The sequence below is a fragment of the Streptomyces sp. NPDC107575 genome (assembly GCF_055657265.1).
In genome coordinates this window covers 442,313-458,268 of the sequence record NZ_JBVKBG010000006.1, presented here as the reverse complement: position 1 = coordinate 458,268, position 15,956 = coordinate 442,313, and the positions used below count along the sequence as shown (strand labels likewise).

Sequence of the window (15,956 nt, the reverse complement as noted above, 5' to 3'; positions counted from 1 at the left end):
GACAAGCGGTGTGCCATAGTCAATCCCTTCAACTCCCTTTTATTTAAAGGTTGATGATGGGTAATCACCTTGCAGAAACGTGCCTGTCAACGCCTGCATATGCTCCCCCACCATGCAGCCGAATGAGCCCTACTATCGGCTCGCCATGACAGCAGCAGGGAAGCACCAGGTGAGCCGGGCAGAGACGACCCGCAGGGGCACCCGGCCGGGCCGGGCAGGCATCAGAGATGTTGCCGCAGCCGCCGGGGTCTCGATCACGACTGTGTCCGATGCGCTCAACGGTAAGGGCCGGCTCCCGGACGCCACCCGACGCCACGTCCGCGAGGTCGCCGACCGGTTGGGCTATCGCCCCTCCGCGGCCGCTCGCACGCTCCGTACCGGGAAATCGGGCCTCATCGGCCTGACCGTGACGACGTACGGGGATGAACCTTTCACCTTCACAGAATTCGCGTACTTCGCGGAGATGGCCCGCGCCGCCACCTCCGCCGCGCTCGCCCGCGGGTACGCCCTCGTCATCCTGCCCGCCACCTCACGCCACGACGTGTGGTCGAACGTCGCGCTCGACGGCACCGTCGTCATCGACCCCTCCGACCATGATCCGGTCGTCACCGAGCTGGTCCGCCAGGGCCTGCCGGTCGTCTCCGACGGACGTCCCGCGGGCACCCTGCCCGTGACCGCCTGGGTCGACAACGACCACGAGGCCGCCGTGCTCGGCATCCTCGACCACCTCGCCGAGTCCGGCGCCCGCCGCATCGGACTGCTCACCGGCACCACCACCGACACATACACACACCTCTCCACCTCGGCGTACCTGCGCTGGTGCGAGCGGATCGGACAGGAACCGGTCTACGAGTCGTACCCCGCGCACGACCCCTGCGCGGGGGCCGTCGCGGCCGACCGGCTGCTCGCCCGGCCCGACCGCCCCGACGCCGTCTACGGCCTATTCGATCCCAACGGCACCGATCTGCTCGCCGCCGCCCGCCGGTACGGGCTGCGCGTCCCGGACGACCTGCTGCTGGTCTGCTGCAGCGAGTCGAATGTCTACGCGAACACGGAACCGCCCATCACCACCCTCTCGCTCAAACCGCGGCGGATCGGGACGTCCGTCGTGCAGCTCCTCATCGACGCCATCGAAGGCGTGGAGTCCGACCAGCCGGTCGAGCAGGTGATGCCGACCGATCTCATCGTGCGGACCTCGTCCCAGCGACGCCCGCACCGCACCACGGTCAGTCCGCCGCGCTCTCCCGGACAGAGCTGAGCGCCCCGGCCGCCCCCTCCATCGACTCCTCCGAAGAGAAAAGTCCACACCAATTCGGGAGAAATGCACGGTGATCAGCCGCCCGTCACCGATTCACCACCCCTGGTGCATCACACAGCGCGAGCCGCATTCCTATGATGGGCGCACGACACCGCGGGCCGCTGCGACCAGGCAGTCCGATACGGTGCACAGGCGGCGCAATGGTGGTGGAGGGGTCGATGACTCAGGGGGCCGGTCCGGGACCCGCAGCGGACACGGATACGCTGCGCGACTTCCGTGTTCCCGCGTACGTCCATGACGTACCGGCGAACGTACAGCCGACGGACCCCGACGTCCCCGCGCCCGGCGCCGAGAATCCCGAGGCATATCCCGAGGGCTACACGCCGACGGAGCGCGATCTGCCGGTCATCAACCGGGGCGACACCGTCCAGGTCGAGACGCCGCAGCCCGCGCCCACGGGGGACGAGGGCCTCGGCCCGCTGTACGTCGTCGGCGATGTGCACGGCTATCTCGACGAGCTGATCGCCGCCCTCCACGAGAAGGGCCTGATCGACGCCGAGGGCAACTGGGCGGCGGGCACCGCGCGCCTGTGGTTCCTCGGCGACTTCACGGACCGCGGGCCCGACGGGATCGGCGTCATCGATCTCGTCATGCGGCTGTCCGCGGAGGCGGCGGCAGCCGGCGGTTACTGCAAGGCGCTCATGGGCAACCACGAGCTGCTGCTGCTCGGCGCGAAGCGGTTCGGCGACACGCCCGTGAACTCGGGGGCCGGCACCGCCACGTTCCAGGCGGCCTGGCTGCTCAACGGCGGGCAGAAGGCCGACATGGACCGCCTCCAGGACGTGCATCTGCAGTGGATGTCCCGGCTCGACGCGATCGAGATCGAGGACGACCACCTGCTCACGCACTCGGACACCACCGCGTACCTCGACTACGGCGACTCCATCGAGGCCGTCAACGACACGGTGCGCGAGACCCTCACGCGCAACGACGCGGACGAGTGCTGGGACCTGTTCCGCAAGTTCACCAAGCGGTTCGCGTTCAAGGACGAGGAATCGGGACCCGGCGCCGCGCGACAGCTCCTGGACGCCTACGGCGGCTCGCGCATCGTGCACGGCCACAGCCCGATCCCGTACCTGCTCGGTGAGGTCGGTGGCGAGGACGGGGACAGCGAGGACGGCAGGCCCCCCGTCGAGGGGCCGCACGTGTACGCGAACGGCCTGGCCATCGCCATGGACGGCGGCGTCACCATGGCCGGAAAGCTGCTCGTCCAGCAACTCCCCATGGATGTCTGAGACTTCGCGGGACACACGCGAAAGCGGAGGATCCGACCGGCCGCCGGGCCAATTTCCGGAAACCCCCTGTCACCGCGTGCCGTGACAGCTCTACCATCGGCTTATCCGTAGCAGGCTCCCCTCCGTTTCTGCCCGACGGCTCGCACCCATGCGGGCCACCAAGCCCTACGGAGCATCGGGGGATGCACATGAACAGCGCTCCGCATTTGCTGAACGAGGACCGTCCCGAGTTCGAGCGGCTCCTCGATGACGCGCTGCGTACCGCACCGAATCGGCCTGAACTCGCCGCCGTGGGCCAGCGGCTCAACCCCGAGCAGCTGCGCACGATGGCGCTCGGCGCCGCCGCACTGATCAATACGGCGGCCGCCGACGAGTACCAGCGCTACGTCAAGGTCCGCGAGGAACTGCGCTCCACACCGCGGCTCCTGCGTCCGCTACGTGAAGGAGGCAACTCCAGCGGGGAGAGCACGGGACCGGGCGTCGCCGCGGTCGCCGTCGTGCTCGCCCCTGTCCTTGCCGGGACCGCGGCCGTGATCTTCCTGATCGTCGGCTACGTCCTGAGCATGCTCAACCCGGTACCGGCCTTCGCCAGGACCCTGCGCACCTTCGGCTGGGTCTTCGGCGCGATCACCGCGGCGAGCATCCTCGTCGCGGCCGTCTGCCTGCTGCTCGCGGCGTTGCGCAATGGCTCGACGTCGCTCCAGGCGAGCACGCACGGCGAGGCAAGCGAGGAAATGAAGCAGGCCAGGGAGGCCTGGCGCGTCGCGCTCCTGGACCGGGGCATCCTGCCGTTCCTGCGGGACGCCCTGGCGGATCCCTCGGCGGGCGGCGGCTCGCACGTCGGGGGCCGCGGCGGCTCCGGCGGGCGCATGCCGCACCTCGGCTACAACAGGCCGGGGTTCAGCAGCCCCGACGGCGGCGGCACGGCCACGGGCCAGCGCGCCGGCTATTCGAGCCCGGACTTCTCCAGCCCGGACTTCGGCGGCCCGGACCACCAGCCGGACTGACCCTCCGGCGCCACCGGGCCGTGCGACGACGAGGCCCCTCGCGCACGAGGGGCCCCACCGTCATGCACGCGTGCCGTCAGTCGGCGATCGGCAGGTACACGCGATTGCCGGCCTGCGCGAACTCCTTGGACTTCTGCTCCATGCCCTGCTCGATCTCCGAGGAGGTGGAGCCGTGTTCGCGCCGGATGTCCTGCGAGATCTTCATCGAGCAGAACTTCGGCCCGCACATCGAGCAGAAGTGCGCCGTCTTCGCGGGCTCCGCCGGCAGCGTCTCGTCGTGGAACTCACGTGCCGTGTCCGGGTCGAGGGCCAGATTGAACTGGTCCTCCCAGCGGAACTCGAAGCGGGCGTCGGAGAGCGCGTCGTCCCAGGCCTGCGCGTCCGGGTGCCCCTTGGCGAGGTCCGCCGCGTGCGCCGCGATCTTGTACGTGATGACACCGGTCTTCACGTCGTCGCGGTTGGGCAGGCCCAGGTGCTCCTTCGGCGTGACGTAGCAGAGCATCGCCGTGCCCCACCAGGCGATCATCGCGGCGCCGATCCCGGACGTGATGTGGTCGTACGCCGGGGCGACGTCGGTGGTCAGCGGGCCGAGCGTGTAGAACGGCGCCTCCTCGCAGATCTCCTGCTGAAGGTCGATGTTCTCCTTGATCTTGTGCATCGGGACATGGCCCGGGCCCTCGATCATCGTCTGCACGTTGTGCCGCTTGGCGATGGAGTTCAGCTCGCCGAGCGTCCTCAGCTCCGCGAACTGCGCCTCGTCGTTGGCGTCCGCGATGGAGCCGGGACGCAGGCCGTCGCCGAGCGAGTACGTGACGTCGTAGGCCGCGAGGATCTCGCAGAGCTCCTCGAAGTTCTCGTAGAGGAAGCTCTCCTTGTGGTGCGCGAGGCACCACGCGGCCATGATCGAGCCGCCGCGCGAGACGATGCCGGTCTTGCGGTCGGCGGTCAGCGGGACGTACGGGAGGCGGACTCCCGCGTGGACCGTCATGTAGTCCACGCCCTGCTCGGCCTGTTCGATGATGGTGTCCCGGTAGATCTCCCAGGACAGTTCCTCGGCCTTGCCGTCGACCTTCTCGAGGGCCTGGTAGAGCGGCACGGTGCCGATCGGCACGGGGGAGTTGCGCAGCAGCCACTCGCGGGTGGTGTGGATGTTGCGGCCGGTGGAGAGGTCCATGACCGTGTCGGCGCCCCACTTGGTCGCCCAGGTCATCTTGTCCACCTCCTCCTCGATGGAGCTCGTCACGGCCGAGTTGCCGATATTGGCGTTGACCTTCACCAGGAAACGCTTGCCGATGATCATCGGCTCGATCTCCGGGTGGTTGACGTTCGCGGGCAGCACGGCCCGGCCCGCCGCGATCTCCTCGCGCACGACCTCCGGCGCGACGTTCTCCCGGATGGCCACGTACTCCATCTCCGGGGTGATCTCCCCGCGGCGTGCGTACGCGAGTTGGGTCACGGCCCGACCCTCGCGGCCGCGGCGCGGCTGACGCGGGCGGCCGGGGAAGACCGCGTCGAGGTTGCGCAGGCCGCCGCGCGGCGACGTGTGCTTGATGCCGTCGTCCTCGGGACGGACGGGGCGGCCCGCGTACTCCTCGGTGTCGCCGCGGGTGATGATCCAGTTCTCCCGCAGCGGCGCGAGGCCGCGGCGGACATCGGTGTCGACGGTCGGGTCGGTGTACGGACCTGAGGTGTCGTACAGCGTCACCGACTGCCCATTGGTGAGGTGCACTTGACGGACCGGCACCTGGAGGTCGGGGCGCGAACCCCTGATGTACCCCTTGTGCCAGCCGATGGACCGGCCGGTCTCCTCGCTCGAGCCCTCGGTCGAGCTGGAGGCAGGCGTGTGTGCGTCCGTTGTGGTCATGAGACCTACTCCCTACGCCGGCATTACCCGGTAACAGGTTCAGCGGTCGACGCAGCGGTATCCGTCCCTGGTCACGCCGTTCCACGCTGTTTCACGTGAAACGCGCTGGGACGAAGGTCAGCGCCCTCTCAGCCCGGTGCTCCGAGCTCCCGCGATGGCAAAAGCGCCTCCACGCTAACGTGATCCACGCCGCGTTGAACAGAGGGCCCCCTCCGTTCTTGCGATGATCTGGCGGTGACCACCAGCCAGCAGCCCCCAGCTCCGCCGTCCCATCCGCCGCACGGGCACTCCCACAGCCACGGCCCAGCGGCTCCTGTCTCGCGGCACCTGCGCAAGGTGATCGCGGCCGTCCTGATCCCGTTCTCGGTCGCGGTCGTCGTGGGCCTCGCGGTGCTCTGGCCGGGCGGCGCGCCACCGCACGAGCGCAGCGGCGTCGGCTTCGACCGGCAGACGCAGCAGGCCACCGTCACCCGGGTCGAGAAGGTCGACTGCTCGTCCGTGCACGCCCAGGGGCAGACCCCCTCCGGGGACCCCACGGCGCAGCAGGGCGCCACAGGCGAGCAGAAGTCCAGTGGCACCTGTGAGAACGCGACGATCCGGATCGACAGCGGCAAGGACAAGGGCCGTACGTTCACCGAGGTCGTCCAGCCGGATTCACCGCGGCAGTTGCACGAGGGCCAGAAGGTGATCGCCGCCTACGCGCCGGACGCTCCGAAGGAGCTGCAGTACTCGGTCACCGATGTGAACCGCAAGGTACCGATGGTGCTGCTGGCCGGGATCTTCGCACTGGCCGTGGTCGTGGTGGGCCGGATGCGCGGCGTCATGGCACTGGTCGCGCTCGCGGTCAGCTTCATGGTGCTGACGTTCTTCATCCTGCCCGCGATTCTCCAGGGGTCGAACCCTCTGGTCGTCGCGGTGGTCGGCGCCAGCGCGATCATGCTGATCGCGCTCTACATGTGTCACGGCCTGACGGCCAGAACCTCCGTCGCCGTGCTCGGCACCCTCGTCTCCCTGCTGCTGATCGGCCTGTTGGGCTCGCTGTTCATCGGCTGGGCGGCTCTGACGGGCAACACCGACGACAACACGGGGCTGATCCACGGCCTGTACCCGGACATCGACATGAGCGGCCTGCTGCTCGCCGGCGTGATCATCGGATCGCTCGGCGTGCTCGACGATGTGACGGTCACCCAGACCTCGGCCGTGTGGGAGCTGCACGAGGCGAACCCGACGCTGGGCCGGCGCGCCCTGTACCGGGCGGCCATCCGCATCGGGCGCGACCACATCGCGTCCGTCGTCAACACGCTCGTCCTGGCCTACGCGGGCGCCGCGCTGCCGCTGCTGCTGCTCTTCTCGATCGCGCAGAGCAGCGTCGCCGACGTGGCCAACAGCGAGCTGGTGGCCGAGGAGATCGTGCGCACGCTGGTCGGCTCGATCGGCCTCGTCGCCTCGGTGCCGGTGACCACCGCACTGGCCGCGCTCGTGGTCTCCGCCGACCGCCCGGAGAAGCGGGGGCCCGCGAAGGCCGCTCCCGCTCCTGGACGCGGTGGCGGAGGCCGGCGGCGTAAACGCTGAAAGGCGCGGAACTGCTCGGGTGCACCGCGCTGCTGAAGCGTTACGTCTGCTCCGGTGTCGTGCAAACCATCTGGTGTCGCCGTCTGCTGTCGTGCGAGCCGATGGGGATTCAGCCCGCGCTCTGCTCCTCGGCGAGGATCCGGTCGAGGGCCTCGTCGAGGTCGGACTCGAAGTCCGCGCCCGTTTCCTCCTGGCCGAGCGGGACCAGCTTGTCCGTCCGGTCGAGGAACGCGACGAGCGGTGCGACCCCGGCCCTGAACAGGGCCTGGTCCGCGCCGACCTGGAGCCTGATGTGCACCTCTCCCGGCATCTCGCCGACCGCGCCGCCCACCCGCTCCACCGGTGTGACCTGTACGTCTCCTTCACCGCTGGCCCCGTTGACCCCGTCGACGAGGAGCTCCCGGCCGAACGCCCAGGTCACGGGCGCGTCTCCCGGGAGATGGAAGGTCAGCCGCACGGCATACGGATCGGTGGACTCGTACCGGAGCTCCACCGGAATGCGGAACGAGAGCTCCTCGGACACGAGGAAGCTCATCATGACCTCTGCTTGAACTGCTTGTACCGACTCGCGCATCGCCTACCCCGTCAACTTGCCGTCGATTGGCCAGGAATTACCTCCCTGACACTGCTGGCATCTTGCTCAACGTACACACAGGATCACAAGGAGTGAGTTTTCAAATGCTGATAGAGAAGGCGAGTGTCCCTACCAGCCTGCCGATCTCGTGCTGCAACCGGCGGGCTGTGGGCAGCAGTTTCTCCGCCTGATGGGAAGGGAGAGAAATGGCCAAAGTTGCCGCGGTCGACCCGATCGTCAGGGGGAACGCGGCACAGGCCGTGCCCAGCGCGTACTCCTGGCGCTCGACGACCGGCTCCATGCGGCCCACCCGGTTCAGCTTCCGCAGCAGCGCGCGGTCGTCCCGCACCGAGTACGGAGTGATGGACTGCGCGGGGTAGCGGTCGAGGTGGTCCTTGCGGGCCCCCTCGTCGAGTTGGGAGAGCAGACACTGGCCGATGGCGTGGGCATGGCCGGTCTCCCGGAAGTCGGCCCACTCCTCGACGGCCGGATTGGCCGGGGTGTCGGCGACGGCGACGAGCTCGATCTCGCCGTCGCGGTAGACCGCGAAATAGACCGGGACGCCGATGGTGTCGCGCCAGTGCCGCAGCGCATCGGTGATCATGCTGCGACGATTCTGCTGCGCTCCGCTGCTGCTCAAACGCTCGGCGGCGTCACCGAAAACGAAGACGCCGTTCTCCCGGCGGAGATATCCCTCATGAGCCAGCGTGCGCAGAAGGTGGTACGCGGTGGGAAGGGCGAGGCCGGCTTCCCGCGCGAGCTGCTTGGCCGGCGCCCCGTCGTCATGGGAGGCGACCGCCTCGAGCAGTCGCATGGCTCGCTGAACCGAGCCGATGAGTGTCTGCGGGGCGGCGGGTGCGGTATCGACCGTGGCCAAGGTTCACTCCCGATGCGCGTGGGGAACCCCCGCGTGTTCGAGGCTCGCAGGGGGCTAAAGCCATCGAATTCCGGACTCTAACCCTTGGCCACCGATTGGTGCCCGCCGCGCAGGGAAACTTCCCCCGGTCGTGCGAAAGGTGGCGCGACGCAACGACCGGGACCCGCACACGAGTGCGCCCGACCTCACCAGTCGCGGCTCCGCGACGACGAGCCGACCATGAACTTCCGCACGACGTAGATGAGTCCACCCACCAGTGCGGCGAACACGAGCACCTTGAACAGCAGACCGATCACGAAGCCGACGACGCTCGCGATCAGACCGCCGAACACGACGATGGCGATGACCGGCACCGCGACCCACTTCACCCACCACGGCATGTCCGCGAATATCTCTCGCACTGCCATCGCTCCTTCGTTGTCTTCCGGGTTTCTGCTTCGATGCTGGCACGTCAAAGGGCTGCGCGGGGCCTTCCGATCCCTTGTCATCCCCTGACCCGACCCTGAGGGAACCCCGAGGCGGGTCCTCAGCCCTCCGGGGGCGAGAAGACGACGAGGACGCGCAGGTCCTCGCTGATGTGGTGGAACTTGTGCGCGACACCGGCCGGCACGTACACCACGCTGCCCCGGCCGACCTGGGTCGTCTCCATGCCGACCGTGATGGAACCGCGGCCGCTCACCACGAGGTAGACCTCGTCCTGGCTGTGCGGCTGCTGCGGATCCTGGGTGCCCGCGTCGAGGGCGTACAGCCCGACCGACATGTTCCGCTCTCGCAGGAACTGCAGATACGCCCCGTCATTGGCGGCTCTTTCCGCCTCGAGCTCATCCAACCGGAACGACTTCATCGCCCTCTCCACCCCTGTCACCAGTCATGTCTGCAACGATCAGACACATGAAGAATTTCCTCGTCAAGACGCTCGCCAACGCGGGGGCCCTGGCCGTCGCGGTCTGGGTGCTCGACAAGATCACTCTCACCGGCGACAGCACCGGCAAGAAGGTCGGCACGCTGATCCTCGTCGCCCTCATCTTCGGCCTCGTCAACGTGATCGTGAAGCCGATCGTGAAACTCCTGACCTTCCCCCTGTTCATTCTCACGCTCGGCCTGATCACCCTGATCGTGAACGCCCTGATGCTGCTGCTGACCTCGTGGCTGGCCGATCAGGTGGACCTGAGCTTCCACGTCGACGGCCTCTGGACCGCGATCCTCGGTGGCCTAATCGTGTCGATCGTCTCCTGGGCGCTGAACGTCGTGCTGCCCGACGGCAAGGACTGAGAGCGGCCGAGGATGACCTACCGCGTCTGTTTCGTCTGCACCGGCAACATCTGCCGCTCGCCCATGGCCGAGCACGTCTTCCGCGCCCGCGTCGAGGAGGCGGGGCTCGACGGCCTCGTGGAGATCGACAGCGCGGGCACGGACGGCTGGCACGAGGGCGACGGCGCCGACCCGCGCACCGTCCACGTCCTCACCGAGAACGGCTACGGCTCCGAGCACACGGCCCGCCGGTTCCACCAGGACTGGTTCGCCCGCCTCGACCTGGTCGTCGCCCTCGACCACGGCCATCTGCGCACCCTGCGCCGCCTGGCGTCGACGCCGCAGGACGCCGAGAAGGTGCGTCTGCTGCGTTCCTACGACCCCGGGGCCGACGCCTCGGACCTGGACGTCCCCGATCCGTACTACGGCGATCTGGGCGGCTTCGAGGAGTGTCTGAAGCTGGTCGAGGCGGCGTCCGAGGGCCTCCTCGCCTCCGTACGCGAAGCAGTGGGGGGTCGGGTCGCATGACAGAGCCTTCGGCACAGGAGCCGGGCGACGGTACGAGGGCGGTCCGGGCGGGTCTGCCCGAACCGGTCAAGAACGAACCGACCCTGCCGGGGCCGGTGTTCGCCGCACACTTCCACCTCCCCGGCGATGTGTCGGGGCCCTATGCGTACGGCCGCGACGAGAACCCGACGTGGACGCATCTCGAGCGCGCCATCAGCGAGTTGGAGGCTCCGGGGCGCTCCGGCGTGGAGACGCTGGCCTTCGCCTCCGGCATGGCCGCGATCTCCGCGGTCCTCTTCTCCCAGCTCCGCGCGGGCGACGCGGTGGTCCTGCCGGCCGATGGCTACCAGGTCTTCCCCCTCGTCCGCGAACAGCTCACCGCGTACGGGATCGAGGTGCGCACCGCGCCGACCGGCGGTGACGCGCAGCTCGACGTGCTCGACGGGGCGCGCCTGCTGTGGCTGGAGACGCCGTCCAACCCCGGCCTCGACGTCTGCGACGTCCGGCGCCTCGCCGATGCCGCCCACACGCGCGGGGCGCTCGTCGCCGTGGACAACACGCTCGCGACGCCGCTCGGGCAGCGCCCGCTGGAGCTCGGCGCCGACTTCGCGGTGGCCAGCGCCACCAAGCAGCTCACGGGCCACGGCGACCTCCTGCTCGGCTACGTCACGTGCGCCGACCCCGAGCCGATCGCGTCGGTGAAGCGCTGGCGCAAGATCGTCGGGGCGATTCCGGGGCCGATGGAGGCCTGGCTCGCGCACCGGTCCCTCGCCACGCTCGAGCTGCGCGCCGAGCGGCAGAGCGCCAACGCGCTGGCCGTGGCGCACGCCCTGCTGGGGCGCGCGGACGTCTCCGGAGTGCGCCATCCCGGGCTGCCCGGTGACCCGTCCCATGCCGTCGCGGCGGGGCAGATGCGGCGGTTCGGCTGCGTGGTGTCCTTCGAACTGCCCTCGCGCGCCCGGGCCGAGCGGTTCCTTGAGGCTCTGACCCTGGTCGACGACGCGACGAGTTTCGGCGGTGTCCGGTCCACCGCCGAGCGGCGCGGACGCTGGGGCGGGGGCGCCGTCGCCGAGGGCTTCATCCGCTTCTCCGCGGGCGCCGAGACCACCGAGGACCTGGTGGCGGACGTGCTGCGAGCGCTGGACGAGGCCCACGCCCGGTGACGTCGTCGGACAGCCCCTAGTACCCCGCTACGCACAACGGACGGTCCGAGCCTCCCCCCTCGTGGCTCGGACCGTCCCGGCTCTCAACGCGCGAAGAACCGCGCGAACAAGGCTAGTTGACTCTGTGTCAGTGTCCAATCACGGTAGCGACAGAGACCTATCGACTTATTTATAGTTGGGCGCGGTCGGGGGGTTGGGGAGGGAGGCGTGCCGCGATGGATCTCGCGTTGCTGCGCACCTTTGTGACGGTGCACCGCGCCGGTTCGTTCACACGTGCCGCCGCTCTGCTCGGCCTGTCGCAACCGGCGGTCACCTCCCAGATACGCACGCTGGAGCGGCAGCTGGGACGTCCGCTCTTCCTGCGCCAGGCGCGCGGTGTGACGGCCACGACGATGGGCGACGAGCTGGCCCACAAGGCGGCCCCGCATCTCGACGCCCTCGTGGAGATCGCCGAGGCCGGGCTCGACGAGGAGTCCGCCGTACGCACCCTGCACCTGGCGGGGCCTCCGGAGTTCACCGCGGAGCGCGCCCTGCCCACGCTGACGGCCCTGACCCGGGACGACGGCCAGAGCGTCGCGTTACGGGCCAGCTTCGGCACGGCCGAGGAAACCCTGGAGGGGCTCGCTGCGGGACATCACGATCTGGCCATCGCGACGGCCCGCCCACGCGGCGCCCTGCTCACGGCGACTCCGCTCTGCGACGAAGAGCATGTCCTGGCCGCCGCGCCGCGCCTGGCCGCCCGGATCGGCCGCGGCATGCTGCACCGCGACGCTGCGCCGTCCCTGGAGAAGTTTCCCGTGGTCGAGGTGCACGAGTCGTTGCCCCTGGTCAGCCGCTACTGGGCCGCGGTCTTCGATTCCCGGCCCGCCGTCTCCGGCACGATCGTCGTGCCTGATCTGCGCGCGGTGCTCGCCTGCGTGATCGCGGGTGCCGGCCTCGCCGTTCTGCCGCGCTATCTGTGCGAGGAGAACCTGGAGCGCGGCGAGATCGTCGCCCTTCTCGACCCACCCGTGCCACCGCTGCGCACGTACTTCCTGGTGGTGCGCACCGGCACACTGGCCATGCCGCACATCGCGCGGGCGCACGAGTGGCTACTGCGCGCTGCCGTCGACTGGTCGTGAGCGGGGCGCCGAGCGATGCGGGATGTTTCACGTGGAACCAGCCGGGCCACATTTCTCCCATGACCGTCCGACCCGTGGTCAAGCGCACCGCACGCGCCGTCCTGCTGGATGGCGACAACCTGATCCTGATCAAGCGGACCAAGCCCGGCGTCGATCCGTACTGGGTGACTCCCGGTGGCGGAGTCGAGCCGGAGGACACGACTGTCGTGGACGCCCTCCATCGCGAGGTGCACGAGGAACTCGGCGCCAAGATCGTCGACGTGGTGCCCTGCTTCGTGGACACCGTCGAGCACATCGGCGAGGACGGCGGCGCGACCGGCGTAAAGGTCCAGCACTTCTTCGTCTGCCGCCTGGAGTCGATGGACACCGACCAGCGGCACGGGCCCGAGGTCGAGGACCCGTGCGGCAGCTACGAGATCGTGCGGGTGCCGTTCACCCGCGTCGGCATCGCCTCGGTCCATCTCGTGCCGCTCTCGCTGCGGCACTACCTGGACGGCAACATCGAGGGCGTACGGGCGATGCACGCGCCCGATCTGGGCTGACGCCGTCCGGCACCGGGCCTTGGCCGCGGGGTTCAGTCCGCCGCCGCGACCAGGTCCTCGACCGAGTCGTGCCGGATGCGGCTGCCGGGGATGCCGATGCGCCGCAAGGTGTCGATGCTGCTGCGGATCATGCCGGGAGGCCCGGAGAGATACGCGTCGTACTCGTTCCAGGGGCCGTACTCCCGCACGGCGTCCGGCAGTTGCAGATGGGCCTGCTGGTCGACGATGGGGCGCACCGAGAGCCACGAGTGGCTCTGCGAGAGGCGCAGCATCGTGTCGATGTCGTACAGGTCGTGGTTGGTGCGGGCGCCGTAGAACACCTCGACCGAGCGCTGGTGCCCGTGCTCGGCCACGTCCTCGACGAGTGCCTTGATGGGCGCGATGCCGGTGCCGCCACCGAGACAGAGCAGCCCGCTGTCGGTGGTGTGGTCGACGGTCATGGAGCCGGCGGGCGGGCCGAGGCGCAGTACGTCGCCGGGGCGGGCCCGGTGCACCAGGGCGTTGGAGACCCAGCCCGCCGGGACGGCCTTCACGTGGAACGAGAGCAGCCCGTCCGAGCGGGGCGCGGACGCGAACGAGTAGTGCCGCCAGATCCGCGGCCACCAGGGCGTCTCCAGCGTCGTGTACTGCCCGGCCAGGAACGGGTACGGCTGATCGGGCCGCACGGTCACCACGGCGACGTCGGGCGTGCGCAGGTCGTGCGAGACGACCTCGGCCATCCACCAGGCCGGCGCCTTCAGCTCGTCCTCGGCCGCCGCGTCGATCATGATCTGGGAGATCGTCGTGTAGGTGCGGACCCAGGCGGCCTCGGTCTCCGCGTCCCACGTGGTCGTCGCGTACTGGGTGAGCGCGGCGATCAGGCACTCGCCGACGGCCGGGTAGTGGTCGGCCTGCGTGCCGTATTTGCGGTGCCCGCGGCCCAGGTTCTTCAGGTACGCCACGAGGACGTCCTTGTTGTCGATGTGCTCGGCGGCGGTCAGCAGCGCCTTGAGGATCCGGTCGCGCTGGGTGTCCATCGCCGCGGGGAAGAGCGGGCGCAGTTCGGGGTGGCGCACGAAGAGCAGTGCGTAGAAGTACGAGGTGACCCGGTCCGCGACGGGGCCGATCTCCTCCATGGTGCGGCGGATGAGGATCGCGTCGGGGGAGGCCTGCGCGGGAGCGGGGCGCGCGGCGGCGGCCAGGGGGCCGGGCGTCTCGGCGGCGCGCGGCGGGGCCGGCCGCTGCGTCTGCTGTGCGGACAGCGCCTGGCGCGGCTCCGGTATTCGGTGCTCCTCCTGCGTCGCGTCCTGGCCGGAGTCGGTGGTCGGCGGTTGCGGGGCCGGGGCCTTGCGCGGCGTGAACCAGCCGCCCCCACCGTCCGAACCGTCAGAACCGGAACCGGCCGACGGCGTAGTGGTCGGAGCGTCCATGCTGTGCCTCGCCTCGAACATATTTCGGTCGGTCAACGTACTCCCGAGCTGTTCCACGCCCGGAATCTGTGGGCTTTCCCCCGCGTGCCTCGACGACAATGCAGTGCACATTGAACACTGCATTCCGGACGGCTACTGACAAGTAAGGCAAGAGTGTGACATTGTCCGCAGTCCCCTCATCGCAGCATGCCACCCGGTGTCATTGCCCAGAACGCAAAGCGGAAAGTGCAGGTCTTCGATCTCTCCGTCCCGTTAGGCTGCGTGGGCCTGCGCGCACCATGGGCTTCCCCTCGGCCTTCTTCGGCCACCCGGCGCGATCCGGACCCGACGATACCGGCCGCCGCGAAGCCGACAACCCCCTACCGGCATAACTGCGGATTAAGCGAAGCTCGACCACTTCGTAAATTCCTCAATTACCGGTCTCGGCGCGCCAATTCACGCGTCGGGCGCCGTCGAGCGCGGTCGAGATCCGCCCGGCGCGATGTTTCACGTGAAACTCCCGGCGTGGCCGAAAGCGCCGGGGCACTCTCCACAAAGCGGTGGACGCCACGGGGTGAAGTCCGACAGCCTGACCTGCGTGTCGACACCTTTGCTCTCCGGCCTGCCCATCCGTCGTCTCACCCCACGCGATCTCCTCGCGTGCGCCGACCTGTCCGAGGACCGGGGCTGGCCCCGTGAGGAACACAAGTGGCGGCTCCTGCTCTCCGCCGGTACCGGCTATGGCATCGACGACCCCAACGGGGGTCTCGTCAGCGCCTGCGTGGTGACCGAGTACGGCCCCCGGGAACGGCCCGAACTCGGCGCGATCGGCATGGTCCTGGTCGCCGAACGGCACGCACGCCAGGGCGTCGGCAGGCGCCTGATGCGCCATGTCGTCGAGCAGGCGGGCACGACCCCGCTCACGCTCCACGCGACGCCGTACGGGCGGCCGCTCTACGAAGAGTTGGGCTTCAAGGTGACGGGGCGGGCCGAGATGGTGCGCGGCCGCTTCACCGCGGGCGGGGCCCTGCCCGATGTCACCACCCGCGCGGCCACGGCAGAGGATCTTCAGGCGATCCTCCGCCTGGACGCGGAGGTCTTCGGCCCGGACCGTACCCATGTCATCACCCGACTCCCGGCGTTCGCGGACCAGTTGAGGGTGGCTGTGGACGGTGGCTCCGGCGGCGGGCTCATCGGCTTCGCGGCCGCCTGGCCCAACGGGGAGACCCAGGTCGTCGGCCCACTCGTCGCTCGTGACACCGCGACGGCGCAGGCCCTCGTCGCCTCGCTCGCCGCGGGCACGGACCGGCCGCTGCGCACCGACATCGACGTGCGCCATGAGGAGCTGCTTGCGTGGCTCAAGGGGCGCGGGCTCGAGTCCGTCGGCCTCAACGCAGTGATGAACTACGGGGCTTCGGACCTACCCGGCGACTGGACCCGCCGTTTCGCACCACTGACCGTGGCCGCGGGCTGAACACACCTCCGCCCCAAGTACCGCTGTGCCGCGGTGGCTTGGGGCGGATGTGGGCGATGTCCC

16 protein-coding genes are annotated in these 15,956 nt (G+C 69.4%); 10 read left to right on the top strand and 6 right to left on the bottom strand.

Going from position 1 to position 15,956, the window contains the following annotated elements; genetic code table 11:
• Nucleotides 1-145: 145 nt before the first annotated feature.
• The 3 genes from ACZ7L4_RS31555 (at nucleotide 146) to ACZ7L4_RS31545 (ending at nucleotide 3,560) form a co-directional block, all read left to right on the top strand.
• A complete protein-coding gene (locus tag ACZ7L4_RS31555; RefSeq protein ID WP_399228813.1) occupies nucleotides 146-1,258 on the top strand; it encodes a LacI family DNA-binding transcriptional regulator in 1,113 nt (370 codons plus the stop codon).
• Between the two features lie 218 nt (nucleotides 1,259-1,476).
• The gene (locus tag ACZ7L4_RS31550) at nucleotides 1,477-2,553 is read left to right on the top strand and encodes a metallophosphoesterase (protein WP_472107935.1); all 1,077 of its coding nucleotides are present in this window, start codon (nucleotides 1,477-1,479) and stop codon (nucleotides 2,551-2,553) included.
• 182 nt (nucleotides 2,554-2,735) lie between these two features.
• Nucleotides 2,736-3,560 (top strand): hypothetical protein, encoded by an 825-nt coding sequence (locus ACZ7L4_RS31545; protein WP_472107933.1) that lies wholly within the window; start codon nucleotides 2,736-2,738, stop codon nucleotides 3,558-3,560.
• Nucleotides 3,561-3,636: 76 nt separating this feature from the next.
• Here the strand turns inward: ACZ7L4_RS31545 and thiC are convergent, their stop codons facing one another.
• Complete coding sequence (gene thiC, locus ACZ7L4_RS31540; RefSeq protein ID WP_472107932.1) at nucleotides 3,637-5,424, bottom strand: phosphomethylpyrimidine synthase ThiC; 1,788 nt, start codon at nucleotides 5,422-5,424, stop codon at nucleotides 3,637-3,639.
• A gap of 234 nt (nucleotides 5,425-5,658) precedes the next feature.
• Here thiC and ACZ7L4_RS31535 point away from each other — a divergent pair, with 234 nt between their 5' ends.
• A complete protein-coding gene (locus ACZ7L4_RS31535; protein WP_472107931.1) occupies nucleotides 5,659-6,996 on the top strand; it encodes a YibE/F family protein in 1,338 nt (445 codons plus the stop codon).
• Nucleotides 6,997-7,105: 109 nt separating this feature from the next.
• On the opposite strand, the gene ACZ7L4_RS31530 is transcribed toward ACZ7L4_RS31535, so the two are convergent.
• From ACZ7L4_RS31530 to ACZ7L4_RS31515, 4 genes are all read right to left on the bottom strand, one after another.
• Nucleotides 7,106-7,570 carry an SsgA family sporulation/cell division regulator gene (locus ACZ7L4_RS31530; RefSeq protein WP_385758954.1) on the bottom strand — a complete coding sequence of 155 codons (465 nt, stop codon included), beginning with the start codon at nucleotides 7,568-7,570 and terminating at the stop codon, nucleotides 7,106-7,108.
• Between the two features lie 100 nt (nucleotides 7,571-7,670).
• Nucleotides 7,671-8,447 carry an IclR family transcriptional regulator gene (locus tag ACZ7L4_RS31525; RefSeq protein WP_472107929.1) on the bottom strand — a complete coding sequence of 259 codons (777 nt, stop codon included), beginning with the start codon at nucleotides 8,445-8,447 and terminating at the stop codon, nucleotides 7,671-7,673.
• Nucleotides 8,448-8,632: 185 nt separating this feature from the next.
• Entirely contained in the window at nucleotides 8,633-8,848 is a 216-nt protein-coding gene (locus ACZ7L4_RS31520) for a DUF5326 family protein (protein ID WP_266718729.1), read from the bottom strand.
• A gap of 125 nt (nucleotides 8,849-8,973) precedes the next feature.
• Nucleotides 8,974-9,291 carry a cupin domain-containing protein gene (locus tag ACZ7L4_RS31515; protein ID WP_450811450.1) on the bottom strand — a complete coding sequence of 106 codons (318 nt, stop codon included), beginning with the start codon at nucleotides 9,289-9,291 and terminating at the stop codon, nucleotides 8,974-8,976.
• A gap of 47 nt (nucleotides 9,292-9,338) precedes the next feature.
• On the opposite strand from ACZ7L4_RS31515, the gene ACZ7L4_RS31510 reads away from it, so the two are divergent.
• The 5 genes from ACZ7L4_RS31510 to ACZ7L4_RS31490 all read left to right on the top strand — a co-directional run bounded on the left by ACZ7L4_RS31510 (nucleotide 9,339) and on the right by ACZ7L4_RS31490 (nucleotide 13,031).
• Nucleotides 9,339-9,719, top strand: coding sequence for a phage holin family protein (locus tag ACZ7L4_RS31510; RefSeq protein ID WP_472107928.1), 381 nt, complete (start codon nucleotides 9,339-9,341; stop codon nucleotides 9,717-9,719).
• Nucleotides 9,720-9,731: 12 nt separating this feature from the next.
• Nucleotides 9,732-10,226 (top strand): low molecular weight protein-tyrosine-phosphatase, encoded by a 495-nt coding sequence (locus ACZ7L4_RS31505; protein WP_472107927.1) that lies wholly within the window; start codon nucleotides 9,732-9,734, stop codon nucleotides 10,224-10,226.
• Nucleotides 10,223-11,368 (top strand): cystathionine gamma-lyase, encoded by a 1,146-nt coding sequence (locus ACZ7L4_RS31500; protein ID WP_472107925.1) that lies wholly within the window; start codon nucleotides 10,223-10,225, stop codon nucleotides 11,366-11,368. Before ACZ7L4_RS31505 ends, ACZ7L4_RS31500 begins: the two co-directional genes overlap by 4 nt.
• 215 nt (nucleotides 11,369-11,583) lie before the next feature.
• The gene (locus tag ACZ7L4_RS31495; protein ID WP_472107923.1) at nucleotides 11,584-12,489 is read left to right on the top strand and encodes a LysR family transcriptional regulator; all 906 of its coding nucleotides are present in this window, start codon (nucleotides 11,584-11,586) and stop codon (nucleotides 12,487-12,489) included.
• A gap of 59 nt (nucleotides 12,490-12,548) precedes the next feature.
• Entirely contained in the window at nucleotides 12,549-13,031 is a 483-nt protein-coding gene (locus ACZ7L4_RS31490) for an NUDIX domain-containing protein (protein WP_472107921.1), read from the top strand.
• 32 nt (nucleotides 13,032-13,063) lie between these two features.
• Here the strand turns inward: ACZ7L4_RS31490 and ACZ7L4_RS31485 are convergent, their stop codons facing one another.
• Entirely contained in the window at nucleotides 13,064-14,440 is a 1,377-nt protein-coding gene (locus tag ACZ7L4_RS31485) for a globin domain-containing protein (RefSeq protein WP_472107919.1), read from the bottom strand.
• A 577-nt stretch (nucleotides 14,441-15,017) separates the two neighbouring features.
• Here ACZ7L4_RS31485 and ACZ7L4_RS31480 point away from each other — a divergent pair.
• Entirely contained in the window at nucleotides 15,018-15,893 is an 876-nt protein-coding gene (locus ACZ7L4_RS31480) for a GNAT family N-acetyltransferase (RefSeq protein WP_472107917.1), read from the top strand.
• Nucleotides 15,894-15,956: the final 63 nt, after the last annotated feature.